A 17,249-nucleotide genomic window follows, 5' to 3' on the forward strand; every position below is an offset into this window, starting at 1 on the left:
ATCATTCTGACAAAATGACAGTCAGAATGACCATTGGCGCCGTCTCCGACAGCCTGACCCAATCCGAGCGCAAGTTGGCAGCGACCCTTTTGTCGAATTACCCGTTCAAGGGGCTGCTCAACATTCAGGAACTCGCTGAAGAGGCGGGCGTTTCGGCGGCGTCCATTTCGCGATTTACGGCCAAGCTTGGGCTGGATGGTTACGCTGACATGCAGCGCAAACTGGTCGAGGAGTTGCGCCGTGGCGATGTATCACCGGTCGACCTGCACGAGAGAAGCACGCGGATCAGAGGTAGCTTTCTGGCAGGCTTTCTTGCGCGCGCCGCGGCCCAGATCGAATCTGCCGGAGATGCGATCACGGATGGCCAATTCGAACGTATCACGGCCCTTTTATCGGACCCGCGGCGACAGGTTTTTGCCATGGGGGGCCGGATCAGCGACACGATTGCGCGCCATCTTACCTTTCACCTCGCCCAGTCCCGCGAAGGGATCGCGCACATCGCGCGCGACCCCGAGGCCTGGCCCGCCTATCTTTTGCGTATGAAGCCGGGTGACGTGGTTTTTATGGTGGATTTTCGGCGGTACGAGCCCTCGCTTGAACGCCTCGCGGAGGCGATGGCCACCAAGCGCGTGAAGATCGTGCTTTTGACCGACAGCTGGATTTCCCCGATCAAAGGCAACGCCGCCGAAGTGCTTGCGGTGCCGATTGAGACGGGCACCGTTTGGGACAGCTATGCGGCTGCGCTTGCCATCGTCGAGGCGATCGTGGCTCGGATTGCAGAACTCACCTGGGATCAAACCCGCGACCGTATCGAAATGTGGGACGCGACCCGCGCGCTGACAACGGAGACCAACACATGACCGACCTGATCTTTGCCGCAACCTGCGATCTGGCTGGCAAGGTCCGGGGCAAGGCGTTTCCTGCAGACCAGCTGGACAAGCGGCTGAAGCGCGGAGTGGGCTGGACACCAACGAACGTGCAGATCACCTGTTTCGACAGCATTGCCGAGAGCCCCTTTGGCGCGTTGGGGGATCTGTTGTTGATCCCTGACGGCGACGCAGGCGTGACCGCAGACTTCGGAGGCAGCACCGAACGCTTCATGCTGGGCGATATCGTGACGCTGGACGGCGCGCCGTGGGAGTTGTGCACCCGGGCGCTGTTGCGCAGCGCCTTGGAGCGGCTGGAGCGCGTCGGCGGGGTGTCTCTGTTGGCGGCCTTCGAACATGAGTTTCAGCTGACGACAGGCGGCAACCTGTTGAATGAAGCCTATGGTCGTGCAGGGTTCGAGGCACGGCGCGGGCTATGCGAGGCGCTGATGTCACATCTGGCCCAAGCGGGGCTGAGCCCTGACAGCATCATGAAAGAGTATGGCCCCAATCAATATGAGGTCGTGATCGGTCCTGAAAAGGGCGTGCGCGCGGCGGATGCCGCCGTGATTGTCCGCGAGCTGACTCGAGCGACCGCGCGCCACGCCGGCGACAGCGCGACCTATGCGCCCATCCTCGATACGGCCAGCGTCGGCAATGGTGTGCATATCCACATGAGCTTTCTCGATGAGGCGGGCAAACCGGCCACCTACAGTCCGGACGGCCCCTGCGGCATGTCAGAGCTGACGGCAGCGTTTTCCGCCGGTGTGCTGAAATACCTCGACAGTATCCTTGCGCTGACCGCGCCCTCGGTTGTCTCCTATCTGCGGCTGACACCGCACCGCTGGTCGGCGGCCTACAACAACCTCGGTTTTCGAGACCGCGAGGCGTCCCTCCGAGTTTGCCCGGTGACCACCAAGGACCCCGAGAGTGTCGCGCGCCAGTTTAACATCGAATATCGCGCGGCCGATGCGGCGGCCTGTCCGCATTTGGCGCTTGCCGCCATCGTGCACGCCGGTTGCCAGGGGATCGAAGATGGGCTGCGCGCGCCTGAACCGACCGAGGAAGACCTGTCGCTGCTGTCTGCCGCCGACCTTGAGAGGCGGGGCTTCGTCCGTCTACCAGAGACGTTGGAGGCTGCGCTGGGGCGGTTCGAGGCCAATGATACCGTGCGCGGCTGGTTCCCGGACATCTTCGCGCCGGTCTATCTGGCCCACAAGCAGGCCGAGATTGCCCATGTGGCCGAGATGGATACGGCTGCGCGCTGCGCCGCTTACAGCCAAACCTACTGACGATGCAGCACTGGGCTGACATCCTGCGTGACCATTGGGGCATCACGGCGGAATTGACGCGGCTGGATGGCGAATATGATCTGAACTACTTGGCCGAGACAGATGCGGGCGCAGGCTATGTGCTCAAGGCGATGCGACCCGGCGGCCCGTCCTGGCTGGTGGATATGCAGGTTCAGGCAATGGCGCATATCGCGCGGCAAGATCCTGAGCTGCCGATCCCGCGGGTGGTAGTCTCCAAAACCGGGGCGGCGGTTCTGTCTCTTCCAGATGAGAGCGGGCAGGATCGCATGGTCTGGCTGATCGGGCGTTTGCCGGGCCGCTGCTATGCGGAAGTGCAGCCCAAAGCAGCGCCCCTTATCCGGCAGATCGGCGCCGTTTTGGGCCGCACCGCGCGTGCGTTGCAAGATTTTGCCCATCCGCGCGCCGAGCGCGACTTCAAATGGGATCTGATGAGCGCGGGCTGGATCGCGGACCAGGTGGACAAGATCCCGGACTCCAAGCGCAGAGCGCTTCTCAAGACTGATCTTTGCGCCTTCGAGGCGGTGGGCCCGGCGCTGCAGGCGCTGCCGCGTCAGGTCATCCACAATGATGCCAACGATTACAATATCCTCGTGGACGGCGGGCCGGGGGACTTGAGGGTGTCCGGCCTGATTGACTTCGGCGATATGTGCACCGGGCCGCGCATCTGCGATCTTGCCATTGCGGCGGCCTATGTGGTGTTGGACCATCCGCAACCCGACCGCGCATTGGAAGCGCTGGTCACAGGCTATCACGACGCCTATCCCCTCACGGGCGCAGAGCTCGATCTGCTATGGCCACTGATCCGGATGCGGTTGGCGGTCAGCGTGGTCAATTCCACGCTGATGGCGGCGGAGACCCCGGGCGACCCCTATGTCACCATTTCGCAAGCGCCCGCGTGGCGGTTCCTCGAGGGGGTCCCGACGCCGCCGGATTTGCTGGGCGCGCGCCTGCGCGCCGCCTCTGGCCTGCCGGTGAGCGATAGCGCAGGTCGGGTTTTGGCCGGGCTCGACACGGCGCGAGGGCAGTTTGCCCCGGTTCTGGGGACGGCGCTGGACGACGCACCGATGCAGGCGCTGTCGGTGGAGGCCAGCACATGCCCCCAAAACCCGTTCGACATGACCCAAACCGAAGCTGCGAAGCTCGGCGCCAACAATGCCCCAGCCGACGACATCTGGCTGGGGTACTATCTCGAGCCGCGCCTGATCTATACCGCGCCGGCGTTCCGTCTGGGCCCTTGGAAAGCGAGCAACCGGCGCACAGTTCATCTCGGGGTGGATGTCTTTGCGCCAGCGGGGACGCCCCTTCAAGCGCCGATGGACGGCGAGGTCGTGGCGATTGAGAACCGCACGGGCAACCTCGACTACGGAGGCGTCATCGTGCTGCGCCACGTCTCGCCCGAGGGTGATGCGTTCCATACGCTCTACGGCCACCTCGATCCCAGCTGTCTCGATACGCTCAAACCCGGCGACAGCGTGGCAAAGGGCGAGGTCTTCTGCCATCTGGGACACATTCATCAGAATGGCGGATGGGCGCCGCATCTGCACATGCAACTGGCCCTGACCATAGACGGCATCGGTGACGACTGGCCTGGGGTCTGCGACCCCGACGATGTCGACCTGTGGGAGGCGGTCTGCCCCAATCCGGCCGCACTGCTCAATCTGCCGGATGATAAGGTGCGCTACCGCCCCACCGACCGCGCCGCCGTTCTGGCGGACCGCAAGGCACATTTCGGGGGCAACCTCAGCCTGACCTATGCGGAGCCTGTGATGCTGGTGCGGGGCTGGAAACATCACCTCTTTGACGAGTGGGGGCGGCCCTATCTGGACGCCTATAACAACGTGCCGCACGTTGGCCACGCGCATCCGCGCATTCAGGCAGTGGCCGCCGATCAGCTGCGGCGGATGAACTCCAACACTCGCTACCTGCATCCGGCACAGACCAAATTCGCGCATGCGCTGCTCTCCAAGCTGCCAAACAATCTGCAGGTCTGTTTCTTCGTCAATTCCGGGTCCGAGGCGAACGAACTCGCCCTGCGGCTGGCCCGCGCGCATACCGGAGCCAAGGGTATGATCACGCCGGACCATGGCTATCACGGGAACACCACAGGGGCCGTCGCCATCTCGGCCTACAAGTTCAACAAGCCGGGCGGCATTGGCCAAGCGGACTGGGTCGAGCTGGTCGACGTGGCGGACGACTTTCGCGGCAGGTTCAAGCGCGATGATCCCGACCGGGCTCAAAAATTTGCCGATCTTGTCGATCCGGCCATTGCGGCGCTTTCCGAGCGTGGGGTGGGAATTGCGGGCTTTATCGCCGAAACCTTTCCATCCGTCGGGGGGCAGGTCATCCCACCGCCAGGTTATTTGTCTGCAGTCTACAAGAAGGTCCGCGCGGCCGGTGGCGTTTGCATCGCCGACGAGGTCCAAACCGGACTCGGGCGGCTGGGCGAGTATTACTTTGGGTTCGAGCACCAGGGCGCAGAACCCGACATTGTGGTTCTCGGTAAGCCGATCGGCAATGGCCATCCCATCGGCGTGGTCGTGACCAGGCGCGAGATCGCCGAGAGTTTCGACAACGGGATAGAGTTCTTTTCAACGTTCGGTGGCTCGACCCTGTCGTGCCGGATCGGTCGAGAGGTGCTGCAGATCGTAGAGGATGAAAGGCTGCAGGAGAACGCACGCCTGATGGGTGCGCGCTTGATCGAAGGGCTGCGCGCGCTTCAACAACGTTACGACTGCATCGGGGACGTGCGCGGCATGGGGTTGTTCATCGGTGTAGACCTCATTCGGCCAGACGGGTCGCAAGCGACTGACATCTGCGCATTTGTGAAGAACCGCATGCGCGATCACCGCATCCTGATTGGCAGTGAAGGACCTCAAGACAACGTCCTGAAGATCCGCCCGCCACTTACCATCGAACCGGACGATATCGACATGATCGTCGCAGTGCTCGACGATGTGCTGGCCGAAATCAGCGTATAGGTCCAAAGCGACAGAAGTTTGGCTGGTTCTTCTAGCTTTGCAGACCATGCGGTGTACCGAGCCTTTTTGGTGAGCGAAGCGGCTACCAGCGATACTAGCCAAACATGCGAAGTGTGTAGCTTGATCTCCTCTGGCTAGGCCGGTCACCCGCGAATACATGGCATCGCAGAACTCTCGTCCCCTAACATTAAGTCACCCACTTCCTGCAAAAGGGATGCACTCTCCAAAGCTCCGTTTGGAGCGACCTGGCCAGAATTCAACCAAACATCATCGCTGACAGGCTGACATCCTGTCGCCTTACTCGTCGCCAATCAGCGAAAAAATCCAGAAATCTAGTGCAACTATCGTGGTCCGTGTGAGTCACGATCTGGTGGTCAACCATACGCAAGACCGTCGTTCCGAATGAAGCGAAAGCATGTGTACACCCACATTTGACCGCGTCCGGCTCTCAAGATGCCGCCATCGGTCCTGGAAATCGGATTGTAAAGGTCCAGACCAGTGGCCCAGACACTACACAGATACCCAGACCGCATTATTTGTGCGAGGCGGGCTAAAAGCTAGCTTTGCCGCTGAACTCGTGTGTTGCGCGTCAGGTTCTTGCCCGGAGCTAGGATCGACCGATAGGACACTAGATCAGCTTATCGATCCTAGTGCTTAAAGCCATACCTTCGTTGAGTAGCCTCTCCAGAGCGGATCTAGGTCAGCGACGCTTTGACTGTCCCGATCATGCTTCAGCCATTAACAGCGCGCGGATAGGCGCCCGTGTCTTCCGCCGAGCTTCCATTCTGGACCGTCCTAAAGGTGGCAATCATCTTTCGCAGGTTCTCCGCATCAGCACTCAAAGATGTGCTGACCGCTGTTGTTTCCTCGACCATGGCTGCGTTGTGCTGAGTGGTTTGGTCCATCGTTGCCACTGCCGCATTGATCTCCTGAAGCGCGGTTGCCTGTTCTTGAGCGGCATGCGTGATTGTGCCAACGAGGCTCCCGGTTGACGCCACGCTGGAGACAATCTTCTCAAGGGCCTCACCTGCCCGGTTGACCAAATCCACGCCGACGCGGACTTGTGCATCGCTGGTGGCAATCAAGCTCGAAATTTCCTTGGCGGAATCCGATGCACGCTGTGCCAACGCCCGGACCTCTGAGGCGACGACCGAGAAGCCGCGTCCGGCCTCACCGGCGCGCGCGGCCTCGACCCCAGCGTTCAGTGCCAGCAGATTTGTCTGGAATGCAATGTCGTCTATCACGCTCATGATGTTGGCGACCTTGGCAGAGGACTCTGAAATCTGCCCCATGGCCTCGATAACTTCTTGAACGGCTCCGCCACCGGCTTCGGCTTCGGTGCGTGCATCAACGACGGCGGAGTCGGCATCACGCGCGTTCTCGGCCGTCGACTTTACAGTCGCAGTGAGCTCTTCCAGGGCTGCCGCTGTTTCTTCCAGGGTCGCGGCCTGGTTTTCAGTCCGGCGCGCCAAGTCATTGGATGCGGCGCTGACTTCGGAGGCATTGCCGGAAACACCGACCACAGTTTCACCCACGTTGGTGATGAGGTCGGAGAGGCGATCGACAGCGTCGTTGAAATCAACGCGCAAGCGTTCGTAGTCCCCATCGAAGGCCGAGATAATCTGGCAAGTCAGGTCACCTTCCGACAACTGTGTCAGACTATTGGCAAGCGCCGTGACAACCGTGTTGCGTGCCTCGTCCTCTTTCTGCTGCGCCTGCTCGGCTTCAATGCGCGCGATCTCGGCCTGCGTCACGTCCATCGCGATCATGACAACCTTGAATGCCTTGCCGCTGCTATCGACAATGGGCGTTAGATTGGCACGCAACCATACGATCTCGCCGTCCGACGCTGCGAGCTTGAGCATGGAGTACTGCGGCACCCCCTCTGTCAGACCGGCCCAGATGTCATCCTGGGTGTCACGGGTGGTCTCATCAGGCGCGAGGAAGCTCTGGTGATGACGCCCTTCGGCATCTGCGCCGTCGATCTGGAGCAGATTGAGGAACTGCCGGTTTGCCGTGATGACGTGCCCCGCAAGGTCGTACTCGACCATGCACTGCTCCTCATCGATTGCCGTGATGATACCAGCATGCATTCTCTCCTGAGTGACATCGCGCCACTGCAAGATGTTGCCCGCGTAGGACCCGTCTTCGGCTTTCACGTAGGAGGCGTTCAACTCGAATTTCAGGTCGCCAATCGTGATGTCTGTGCGCCAAGGCAGCTGTGCCGGATCAGCCAGAATGGCGCGTTGATGCTCCGGATGCTTATGAAAGCGATCAATGGAATGGCCAACCATCTCTTTGGGATCGAAGTTCGACCAGACCGCGCGAAAGGCCTCGACGTGTTGATCGAGCAGCTCTTTGGTTGCGCGATTGCTCGACGTGATCACCATATCAGGATCGACGATCATCATGGCCGAGTTGCTGTCGTCGAAGGCGAAACTCTTGGAGAAGGCTTCGACCAATTGGGCATCTGCGGCTTTCAGGTCGTTGCGCATCGTATCAAGGGAGCGGGATAGGTCGCCGATCTCGGACTTCACCGCGACCGTCGGAATCTCCGCATCAAACTCTTTGCGCGCGACTCGGGTCATGGCTTCGCTGAGAAGCGCCACCTGCCCCGTGAAGCGACGGCTGATCAGATATGCGACCAAAACGCTGAGGACCAACGAGAGCCCCGCTGAGCTGGCAAAGACCATCTCCTCGAAAAAGGCGGCATCTGCTTCCGTCTTGTTCAGTGCATGGACCCCTTCCAAGAGCTCAATCTCAACACTGCGAAGACGCTCGATCCACTCGGAAGACACCGCAAACCAGTCTGGCCCGCTGACACCTTCTAGATCGCCACCCTCCATGCTGCGTTTCGCAATCTGGCGGAGGTCATCAATCGCTGTACCTTCAGAGAACTGGGAGAAGTCCAGGCCCGGCACAGCCTCCGCCGAATAAAGCTCCGCCTGCATCAACGCAAATCTCTGTTGCGCCGCGGCACCGACAAACCTCGCATATTGCTCGGTGGAGAAACCGCCGGTCCCAAAACCAACGGCTCCCAAGGCGCGCTCCTGGCCCGCCGCTTCCTTGCCTTCGCTCAGGGCGACATAGCTGGCACCCGCGAGCGCGACACTGCCAAGGTGAATGTCGGCAAATGTGATGTCGGTGATCGTCAAGGCGTCCTTGATCATGCTGGTATACAGTGCTGTCAGGTCCCCAACCGAAACAGCGAGTGACGACACCCGCTGGCGCATCTCGCCAAGTTGTTCGAGATCATGGTCGAGGATTTCCACGAGTTCGGGATAGTCCATCGCCATGGTATCGTGCAAAGCAGCAAAGCCTTGAAGGGCCACGTCAGTCCGTGCGCGCTGCTCCGGCAGAATGTCTTTGAAGTTCTGACCTTCCGATCCAACGAAGCCCGCCGAGTACCCGCGCTCCAACTGAAGCTCGTGCACCACTGCACTGACAACATCGGCATACCCGATCGCGGTTTCGACATGCTTGACTTCACTCATGTCGCGAACGGCTTTGGAGAGACCAATCGTGGAGACAACGATCAGTCCGATCAGCGGGATCGCAACAATGGCAAGGATTTGTTGGCGGAGTTTCATGGCAAGTCTCGTCTGCAATTTCTCGCGAAAAATGCACAGAATGACTTAACAAAACGTGTCTGGTCATTTTGGAATGGTTGACAAGGGGACCAGCACCGCCCTTCTACGCCGCTGTTACAGGATGCATTGTTGGTTAACGGGGGTGAGACATTGCCCCAGAAACCTGCCACATCCCTTGCGCTCGACTCGTCAAACACCAAGCATCGAAGCAAAAGCGAAGCAGCCGACGTTGAACCTTCGGCAGGGCTGCTTCGCTTAGCGCTGAACTCACGCAGCGGCGGTCGCCTCGATTTCGAACAGCAAGCCTGGGATCGCCAGGCGGCTCACGCCGAGCAAAGTCATCGGTGGGGCACAGCCAAGCGGTCCGAAGCGCATTCCGAGCAGATCGAAATTCTTCAACGCTTCGTCGACATCGGTGGCGTAAACACCCAGCCGAATGACATCGCCCAGCCCCATCCCTGCTTTGGACAACACCGCTTCAAGATTGTCCAATGCCAGACTGATTTGCGCGCGCATGTCGCCGGGATGCTGGGGCGCGCCCTCGCCATCCACCGCGGTCTGGCCTGCACAGATCAGTTGGCGCGAGGGGCTTTCGATGATCTCAGCCTGATTGTAACCAAGCTTCAATGACCAGTCCCATGGGTTTATGGCAGTGCGTTGCATCGTCGGGATCTCCTTGTTGACGTGTCTGGAGCCTGCCTAAGGCCAAAAGGTGCCAATTGTTGTCACCAAATGTGCTAAACTTCCAAAATGAGTATTCGCCTTCGTCATGATGCCATCGTGCGCAGCCTGCGCCGCAAAGGAACTTCAACGGTCGGTGACCTGGCGGAAGAGGTCGGGGCGTCCCGACGCACCATTCTCCGAGATATCTCCGCACTTCGCGATCAGGGATTTGTCATCCATTCCGAGCCCGGCCGCGGGGGTGGTCTGCAACTCGACCCCCAGTCTGTGCAGACGACGGCGCGCCTGTCGGTCGATGAGGTCTTTGCGCTTCTCATCAGCGTTGCAGCCATGCGCGCCGCGGGCAGCCTGCCATTTTCAGATCTTGCCGATGCAGGTCTTGCCAAGATCGAGAGAGCCTTGCCGTCGGACAAGGTTCGGGACTTACGCCGGTTTCTGGACTGTCTGCATGTCGGGGAGTTGTCGCCGCATCAGGACACCTCGGATATCGGGGCGATGGACCCGGCGCTGCTGTCTGCCTTCGAGATGGCCTTCTTAGAGCGTCTGCTTCTGCGCTTTGAATATCGCGATGCAAAGGGGAACAAGACCAGCCGGGAGGTCGAACCGCAGGCCATGCTGATCTTGCCTCCGTTGTGGTATTTGGTGGCCTGGGATCCCGTGCGCGACGACTTCCGACATTTCCGCATGGACCGGATCAGAACGCCGGAGCATATCGCGGGCACGAGCTTTCGGCGACGCCACGTGCCGTTCGAGGACGACGTCTGCCCGTTTCGGGATTTGCCGCATGTGTCGACCTGAGTGCTCGTGCGCCATTAGGCGCGCGGCGGAGAATGGCCTCGGCGCTGGTCATCTAAAAATTCTCGGTTGTCTCACGAAGCGATCGCATCTCGCGATGATCCCAATTGCGCCGACCAGGTGGCTCTCAAACGCCAACAAAACCTCGTCGTAAACGTTATGAGACATGCTCCAAATCGTGAGCTCGGCGATATCACGCACTCCGGTTTGGTCAAAGAAAGCGGAACCATCCCCGCCCCAGATGGTTTCATAGAGGTATCAGGATGCGCTCGATCGCGCAGCCACCAAAAAGCGGGGATGAACTCAATGAATCGCATTATCTATATTGTCGGCCTCGTTGTTGTTGTCTTGGCCATCCTGTCCTTTCTGGGCCTGGGATGACGACCACTAGCGTCCGGTTTCGACGGGTCTTTCGGACGGTTGCCACCGCGCTCGGCGCGCTGAGCATGACAACATCAGTTGGCACCGCTGAACAGGTGGGCAACGTCGACGTCGACTGGCTCGGGAACGACATCATCATCGAGGCATTCTCCGATCCGCTCGTGGAGGGCGTGACGTGCCATGTGGCGTATTTCGAACGCGGTCTGATTGATCGGTTGCAGAAGGGCAATTGGTTCGAAGACCCCTCGAATTCATCCATCGCCTGCCGTCAGACAGGACCCATTTCGATTGGTGACATCGACCGCTCAGACGAGGGCGAAAGCGTGTTTTCAGAGCGCAGGTCGATCATCTGGAAGTCCCTGAACGTCAAGCGGATCATGGATGAAGACAACCAAACGCTGATCTACATCGCCCATGCACGCCAGGTTCAAGATGGATCGGCCAAGATGTCGATCTCAACGGTGCCTCTGTTCCAGAACTGAACTGGCTGACAGCCAACCGCACCGTATTGGCCCGACATTCGGCGCGCCGCTGAAACGGAATGAAAGATATGCAAGACGACATAAGAGCCCTCAGACGCAGCGCAGGCATCCTGACCATCATTGCGGTTTTTGTCGTCGCATACTTTGCGCGTGATTTGATCCTTCCGATCATGCTGGGATTTCTGCTCGCCCTGACGCTCAGCCCGATCAACCGTTTCCTGCAGCGCAGAGGTCTGCCAGCCGCCTTGGCCGCGACTGTTCTGATCTTGTCGGCCACGGCCTGTATCGGCGCTGCGATCTTCTTTGCCGGTGACACGGTGCGGACGTGGTCCAATGACGCGCCCAGCATTGCCCGAGATCTCAAGTACAAACTGAGTGGCGTGACCGAGACCATCGACGCGGTCAAGGATGCCTCGACCGAGGTGGAAAAAATGACCGCCGCACCTGCGGAAGGCCCACAGCAGGTGGTTGTGCAGCAACCCGGCCTTCTCAACTCGGCTGTCACCGTCGCGGCCAGCAGCCTGACGTCCATTGCGGTTGCCTTGGTGCTTGCCCTCTTTCTGCTGGCCTCTGGCGATCTCTTCTACATCAAGCTGATGCAAGCGTTTCGGACACTGAGCGGGAAGAAGCAGGCTCTGGCGATGGTCTATGACATCGAGCGCCGCGTCTCCGGGTACCTGCTGACGATCACGCTGATCAACGCAGGTCTTGGCGCGGTCGTCGCGGCGACGCTGTGGATGATCGGCCTCGATCACGCCTATATCTGGGGCATCGCCGCGTTCCTGCTGAACTACCTGCCCATCCTCGGTGGGCTGATCGGGACGCTCTTCGTCGGCGTCCATGCAATCACCTACTTCGACAGCCTGTCTTATGCGCTGATCGCCCCCCTCGCCTATCAGGCGCTTACCAGCATTGAGGCGCAGTTTGTCACCCCGTATCTTTTGGGCAAGCGGCTGGAGTTGAACATCGTGGCGGTCTTCCTGACCGTGGTCCTATGGGGCTGGCTCTGGGGCATCGCGGGCGCCCTGGTTGCGGTGCCCTTCCTGCTGGTCTTCAAGGTGATTTGCGACAATATTGATAACCTGAACGTGGTCAGCAATTTTCTGGGCGCGGCCCAGGACCCGCAGCAGCAGCAACGGGCGTAACGGAGCACACCGTTGAATTGGCAAGCTTTCATTGCGGCCCAACTCTGCCGAGACCACACCGGACCTGACCCGCAGCGAGGAGGCAGACCTTGAAGTACGGCGCCATGCTCCTCAAGCTCGCGCAGGACATCCGCGCCAGCTATTGGTTCATTCCGGCGACGCTTGTGCTGTTCGCACTGGCGTTGGCTCACGCCTCCGAATGGCTCGACCACAATACAGATTTGGTCCCCTTCTCGCTGCCCAGCACGTTGCTCGATACCCAAGTCGATGGCGCACGCAACACGCTCTCGACCATCGCCACCTCAGTGATCGGGGTCACGGGCGTCATGTTCTCCATGACCATTGTCGCCGTGTCCTTTGCGGCCGGGAACTATGGGCCCCGTCTGATCGGTAACTTCATGCGCGACCGGGGCAATCAGATCAGCCTCGGTATTCTCATCGCAACCTTCGTCTACACCCTTTCCATCCTGCGCGCGGTGCAGGATCCATCGGACAGCGCCGGTGTCGAAGCATTCGTGCCACAGTATTCCATGTTGCTTGCCATGCTGGGCAGCGTTCTGGCCGTGTTCACTATGATCTACTTCGTGCATCACGTGCCGGAGACGATCAACGTCTCCAACATCACCGCCAACCTCGGGCGCAGGCTGGAGACTGAGATCATGACGCTGATCGACGCGCAGAAGGATTTGCAAGACGAGACCGAGCCCGACGCGCCGGATCGCGCACCTGATCGCGAGATCACCCATACGACCGCGGGCTATGTCCAGACCTTGAACTATCCGCTGATCGAGGACCTGATGCAGAACAACGGCTGGCGGTTGCGACTTGAGAAGGTGCCGGGCGACTTCATCACGCGCTACACTACGATTGTTCAGGTCTGGTCAGATCAGGAGCTGACCGAGGATGACATCTGCGCGCTGCGCAACTGCTATGCAATCGGCGTGAGCCGGACCGAACACCAGAACATCCTCTTTCTCGTCGATGAGTTGGTCGAGATGCTCGCACGAGCGCTGTCGCCCGGCGTGAACGATCCCTTCACCGCCATCAACTGTCTCAACTGGATGCACAACGCGCTGAAAACAGCGCAAAGCCATGGGCAAGGGTTGGGCGAAAACGGGGCACGCACCTACCGGTGCGGACCCAAGCTGACCTACGACGTGCTGTTCAAGAGGAGCTGTCTGGCCTCGGAGCCATACTGCAAATCCGACCATCTGGCGCTCGAGCACTACAAGAACACCGTGCGCGACCTGTCCGAAACCTCTCGCGACACGACATAAGGCGCCCCAGAGAGGTGATTGCCGGTACCGCACGACTTGGCGCATCAAAGACGGCATTACTCATTCACTGGTATCCAACTACGAGTTGTTTTCCGCCTCGTGAGCATTGTGACTTGCAAGTGGGTAGTTACGCAGTCGCCGGTGTTATCATGATGCCGCAGATGGGGTCGCTGGAACGGTAAGCTTCAGTTTGCGTGCGCAGATTGCGGCAACATGTACCAGATGGCCGAAGACGGCGGCGTACGCGTCCGAAGCGCGCAGTTGTACACCTTCAAAAGGTTGCTGTCGGTCAAGACAGCATCAGACGAGCCACGATCGACCATGCGCCCCGATGCCATGAGCACAACCTCATCGGAGAACATCGCGGATAGGTTCAGATCGTGCATCACAGCGACCACCCCACCGCCGGCATCGGCATAGTCACGCGCGATCTGCATCACGTCGAGCTGATGCCCGATGTCGAGGCTGGACACGGGCTCATCCAGCGAAAGCCAACGTGGCACGCCATCGACAACGGGCTGCCAAACCTGGCAGAGGACGCGGGCCAGTTGCACACGCTGTTGCTCGCCTCCGGATAGTTCCTGATAAAATCGGCTCTCGTATCCCGCCAGGCCCACCCGCGCGAGCGCACGCTCCGGCAGGCGCGGGTCATGCAACGGACCCTGACCAAGGCCGAGCCGGACAACCTCAATGGCCTGAAACGGGAAGGACATCGGTGACGATTGCGGCAACACGGCGCGAAGCGCGGCCAGCTGCCACGCAAGTGTCTTTCGGATGTCATGGCCAGCGATGCTGATGTCTCCGTCGCAGGGCACCTCGCCGGTGAGCGCCTTCAGCAGGCTTGTCTTGCCCGAGCCATTCGGGCCGACGATTGCGGTCAGCCGCCCCGGCTGCGCTGAAAACTCGACCCGGTCCAGGATCGTGGTGCGCCCGTACCGCAGCGTGATGTCTCGCGCGGTGATCATTCTACAAGTCCACGACGCCACGGCGCCTGAGCAAAATCCACAAAAAGAAAGGCGCCCCGAGAACAGCAGTCACAATGCCGATGGGTAGCTCCGCGGGTGCGACCACCGCGCGGGAGATGATATCGGCCATCAACAGCAAGCTCGCACCCAAGAGCGCCGAGTTGATCAGCAGCCCACGATGGTCCGGACCGGTCGCTAGGCGCAGCAGATGCGGTACGACGATCCCGACAAACCCGATGCCGCCCGGTCCATCATCAGGATCACCTCAGGTGCCGCTTGGGCGATGGCTTCGGCTGTCACGGCCTTGTATCCTTCAAAGCTGTCGATCGCGCTCTCGCCGCCCGCCAGATCAATGATCGCATCGGCTGAAGTCTCGACACCGGAGGCCAACAAGCGGCCACCCTGCGTGCTCAGAATAAATAACACGCGTGGACGGGGCTGATCCGCGGAGGCAATGTGCTCGGCAATGGCCTGCAGATCCGAGACCACCTCAGCCGCCAACACCTGCGCCTTGTCGCGGACCCCCAGCGCCTGTCCAACAGCCACGATCTTGCGCGCGATCTGGTCCGTTGTGCGGGCCTCCGGCACCTCGACAAACGGGATGGCTGCCGACGTGAGCAACGCCACGGCATCCGGCGGGCCCGCACCCTCTTCGGAGATGATCAAATCCGGCTGCGCGCTCAGCACACCTTCCGGCGAGAGCGCCCGCAGATAGCCGACATCGGGCAGATCAAGGGCCTCCGCTGGGAAGCTTGACGTGCTGTCGCGGGCAACAAGCCGATCCGCCTCACCAAGGGCAAAGACGATCTCGGTGACCGACCCACCCAGCGTAACAACGCGCGTGGCCATATCGTCACCGCGCGCAGTGGATGTGGCGAGGCCAAGTGCTGCAAGGATCAGAGTAACGCAGAGCGCGATCCGATCGCTCAGCGCCATACGTCCGGCGCGGCGTCTCATGACGTTGTCTCCAGTTCCATCGTGGGCAGGTCGTCGACAATCTCTCGCCAGATCTGGCGGCTGTCGCGCCCCTCCTTACCAAGACCAAACATCTGGAAGATGAGCGCCCCGCGTGCATCGAACGCCTCGACCGAGAGTGCGGGACCCCGCTGGGTAGGTTTGTCGACCGCCCAGACTTCAGCGATGTGATCCGTTCGCAGATGCAGATTGAAACCGGGGTCCATAACGTTTTGCCACGGCCCCATGCGCCGCAGCGTCCAGATCGGACCTGTATGAATTTGAAGACACCCCCGATTGCCCACAAAGAGCATGACCTCGATCTGCCGGTCGCGCACCGCGTCGAACATCGCATCGACTGCGGCAGGCGGCAGTGCCCGAACATAGGGGGCGCCTGCGATCCGATAGGCGCCGAGCCTGTTCATCTTGAGCTTGGAGGTCAGGCGCAGAAACTGATGCGTATCAGTGAGACGGCGCCATTCCTTGCGCAGGATATCCAGCTTTGATGGATCGGACTTGGGGGCTTCGGGAGGCTGGCGCGACTCGACGTGCAGCGTGGTCTCCTGATCGGGAAGCGCAATCTGTGCCTTCGCATCCGCCCATGCAGCCCGCACCTCGTCCCGCAGAAATACCTTGTGGACCGCATCCCCCGCCGCATCAAAGACCTGCAAGCTGCGCCGCGGGCCTGTGTCGGTGTCTTTCTCGACCATGTAGGCGTGCCGCCAATGGGCAGGAAAATGCGCAGATCGATCTCTTCGGTCAGTACCATCGCCGCATGTGCCCCGGGGTGGTAATTGTCATAGATGCCGATTTTCTCGTGAACGCAGGAGGCATTGCGCGTGAGTGCCATCACCTCACCCAACTGCGCCGCCGCATGCATGAGCTGGTCAGGATGAGAGATCACCGCCGTGGCACCGTGCCCGACGTGAGCGGCAACCAACTGAGCCTCGGATATCCCGAGTTTCTCGGCAAGATCGCGGTCACGCATCTGGGTCTCGGCGTTGCGAGCGGCACGGATGTCTTCAGGGGACAATTCGGTCATTGCGGGCACCAGTTCTTTTCGTGAGGTCGATCAGAAGTGGCTCGGTGCGGTTGTATCACCTGGCTCGCGGAATTCTTGACACTTTTAGTAGGTTTAAGATAAGGCCACAAGGAGGAAGGTCAACACTTGCCCGAAGGCTGCCACATCAATGGTGCTCTGGCCCTCCAACAGAACGGCCAGGGTCAAGAGGGGGGCTTCGGAAAAAGCGACGCCTGGCCCCCGGCACCTCCGCCACATGGAAGATGTCAAAGGCTGCGGCACACTTAACACCGGCACCACTGCAGGCCATGGCCGATCCACGTCTTGATCCTCGCGCGCAAGAGGCCAAGTTTCAGAGAGGCCCTGTGACCAATGGAGATCGATCATGTTTATCGCAATGAACAGGTTCACTGTCCGACCCGAGAATGCCGAAGCGTTCGAAGCGCTTTGGCTTGGACGCGACAGCCATCTGAAAGACATGGACGGCTTTGTCGAATTCCATATGCTCAAGGGGCCCGAGGCGGAGGGCACGATCCTCTATGCATCGCATACGGTTTGGGCGTCGGAAGAGGCGTTTCGTGGCTGGACACGCAGCGAGGCGTTTCGAGAGGCGCATAAGAACGCAGGCGCCACTGCGAAGCTGCACGAAGGTGCGCCCACTTTCGAAGGGTTCTCGACAATCCAGCATATTACTTGACCGGGCAACGTCGCGGTCACTTCGGCAAGTGTCTCCGTCGCCCCCCGCGCAGCAGGGCGTGTCTGAGCAGTCCGAGACGGTAGACGAGCGTGACGTCGGCCAGA

The 17,249-nt window shown here is 60.3% G+C and carries 12 protein-coding genes and 2 pseudogenes; 8 read left to right on the top strand and 6 right to left on the bottom strand.

What is annotated here, in order from left to right; translation table 11 throughout:
- Nucleotides 1-26: 26 nt before the first annotated feature.
- The 3 genes from ACVC7O_RS15810 to ACVC7O_RS15820 are packed head-to-tail and all read left to right on the top strand — an operon-like array spanning nt 27 to nt 5,157.
- Entirely contained in the window at nt 27-860 is an 834-nt protein-coding gene (locus ACVC7O_RS15810) for a MurR/RpiR family transcriptional regulator (protein ID WP_458323076.1), read from the top strand.
- Entirely contained in the window at nt 857-2,158 is a 1,302-nt protein-coding gene (locus tag ACVC7O_RS15815; RefSeq protein ID WP_458323077.1) for a glutamine synthetase, read from the top strand. The genes ACVC7O_RS15810 and ACVC7O_RS15815 overlap by 4 nt, the downstream gene beginning before the upstream one ends.
- A 2-nt stretch (nt 2,159-2,160) precedes the next feature.
- A complete protein-coding gene (locus tag ACVC7O_RS15820) occupies nt 2,161-5,157 on the top strand; it encodes an aminotransferase class III-fold pyridoxal phosphate-dependent enzyme (protein ID WP_458323078.1) in 2,997 nt (998 codons plus the stop codon).
- Between the two features lie 731 nt (nt 5,158-5,888).
- Here the strand turns inward: ACVC7O_RS15820 and ACVC7O_RS15825 are convergent.
- Both ACVC7O_RS15825 and ACVC7O_RS15830 read right to left on the bottom strand, forming a co-directional pair.
- On the bottom strand, nt 5,889-8,747 hold the full coding sequence (locus tag ACVC7O_RS15825) for a methyl-accepting chemotaxis protein (RefSeq protein ID WP_458323079.1): 2,859 nt from the start codon (nt 8,745-8,747) through the stop codon (nt 5,889-5,891).
- 267 nt (nt 8,748-9,014) lie between these two features.
- Nucleotides 9,015-9,410 carry a RidA family protein gene (locus ACVC7O_RS15830; protein ID WP_458323080.1) on the bottom strand — a complete coding sequence of 132 codons (396 nt, stop codon included), beginning with the start codon at nt 9,408-9,410 and terminating at the stop codon, nt 9,015-9,017.
- Between the two features lie 87 nt (nt 9,411-9,497).
- Between ACVC7O_RS15830 and ACVC7O_RS15835 the strand changes: the two genes are divergently transcribed.
- The 4 genes from ACVC7O_RS15835 to ACVC7O_RS15850 all read left to right on the top strand — a co-directional run bounded on the left by ACVC7O_RS15835 (nt 9,498) and on the right by ACVC7O_RS15850 (nt 13,508).
- Nucleotides 9,498-10,226, top strand: coding sequence for a helix-turn-helix transcriptional regulator (locus tag ACVC7O_RS15835; protein ID WP_458323081.1), 729 nt, complete (start codon nt 9,498-9,500; stop codon nt 10,224-10,226).
- Between the two features lie 443 nt (nt 10,227-10,669).
- Nucleotides 10,670-11,086, top strand: a complete 417-nt coding sequence (locus tag ACVC7O_RS15840; protein ID WP_458323082.1) for a CreA family protein — start codon at nt 10,670-10,672, stop codon at nt 11,084-11,086.
- 68 nt (nt 11,087-11,154) lie between these two features.
- Nucleotides 11,155-12,231 (top strand): AI-2E family transporter, encoded by a 1,077-nt coding sequence (locus tag ACVC7O_RS15845; RefSeq protein WP_458323083.1) that lies wholly within the window; start codon nt 11,155-11,157, stop codon nt 12,229-12,231.
- An 89-nt stretch (nt 12,232-12,320) separates the two neighbouring features.
- Entirely contained in the window at nt 12,321-13,508 is a 1,188-nt protein-coding gene (locus ACVC7O_RS15850; protein ID WP_458323084.1) for a DUF2254 domain-containing protein, read from the top strand.
- 185 nt (nt 13,509-13,693) lie between these two features.
- Here ACVC7O_RS15850 and ACVC7O_RS15855 read toward each other — a convergent pair whose 3' ends face one another.
- The 4 genes and pseudogenes from ACVC7O_RS15855 to ACVC7O_RS15870 all read right to left on the bottom strand — a co-directional run bounded on the left by ACVC7O_RS15855 (nt 13,694) and on the right by ACVC7O_RS15870 (nt 16,469).
- Nucleotides 13,694-14,473 carry a heme ABC transporter ATP-binding protein gene (locus ACVC7O_RS15855; RefSeq protein WP_458323085.1) on the bottom strand — a complete coding sequence of 260 codons (780 nt, stop codon included), beginning with the start codon at nt 14,471-14,473 and terminating at the stop codon, nt 13,694-13,696.
- Between the two features lies 1 nt (nt 14,474).
- Nucleotides 14,475-14,717: pseudogene (locus ACVC7O_RS15860) on the bottom strand (iron chelate uptake ABC transporter family permease subunit); the annotation flags it as partial.
- Nucleotides 14,669-15,430 carry a heme/hemin ABC transporter substrate-binding protein gene (locus ACVC7O_RS15865; RefSeq protein WP_458323086.1) on the bottom strand — a complete coding sequence of 254 codons (762 nt, stop codon included), beginning with the start codon at nt 15,428-15,430 and terminating at the stop codon, nt 14,669-14,671. The gene ACVC7O_RS15865 and the pseudogene ACVC7O_RS15860, both read right to left, overlap by 49 nt.
- Nucleotides 15,427-16,469, bottom strand: a pseudogene (locus ACVC7O_RS15870) (hemin-degrading factor). The gene ACVC7O_RS15865 and the pseudogene ACVC7O_RS15870 overlap by 4 nt, the downstream one beginning before the upstream one ends.
- Before the next feature lie 364 nt (nt 16,470-16,833).
- Between ACVC7O_RS15870 and ACVC7O_RS15875 the strand changes: the two are divergent.
- Nucleotides 16,834-17,145 carry an antibiotic biosynthesis monooxygenase family protein gene (locus ACVC7O_RS15875; RefSeq protein WP_458323087.1) on the top strand — a complete coding sequence of 104 codons (312 nt, stop codon included), beginning with the start codon at nt 16,834-16,836 and terminating at the stop codon, nt 17,143-17,145.
- The last annotated feature ends 104 nt before the right edge of the window (nt 17,146-17,249 follow it).

The organism is Roseobacter cerffii, assembly GCF_054226325.1.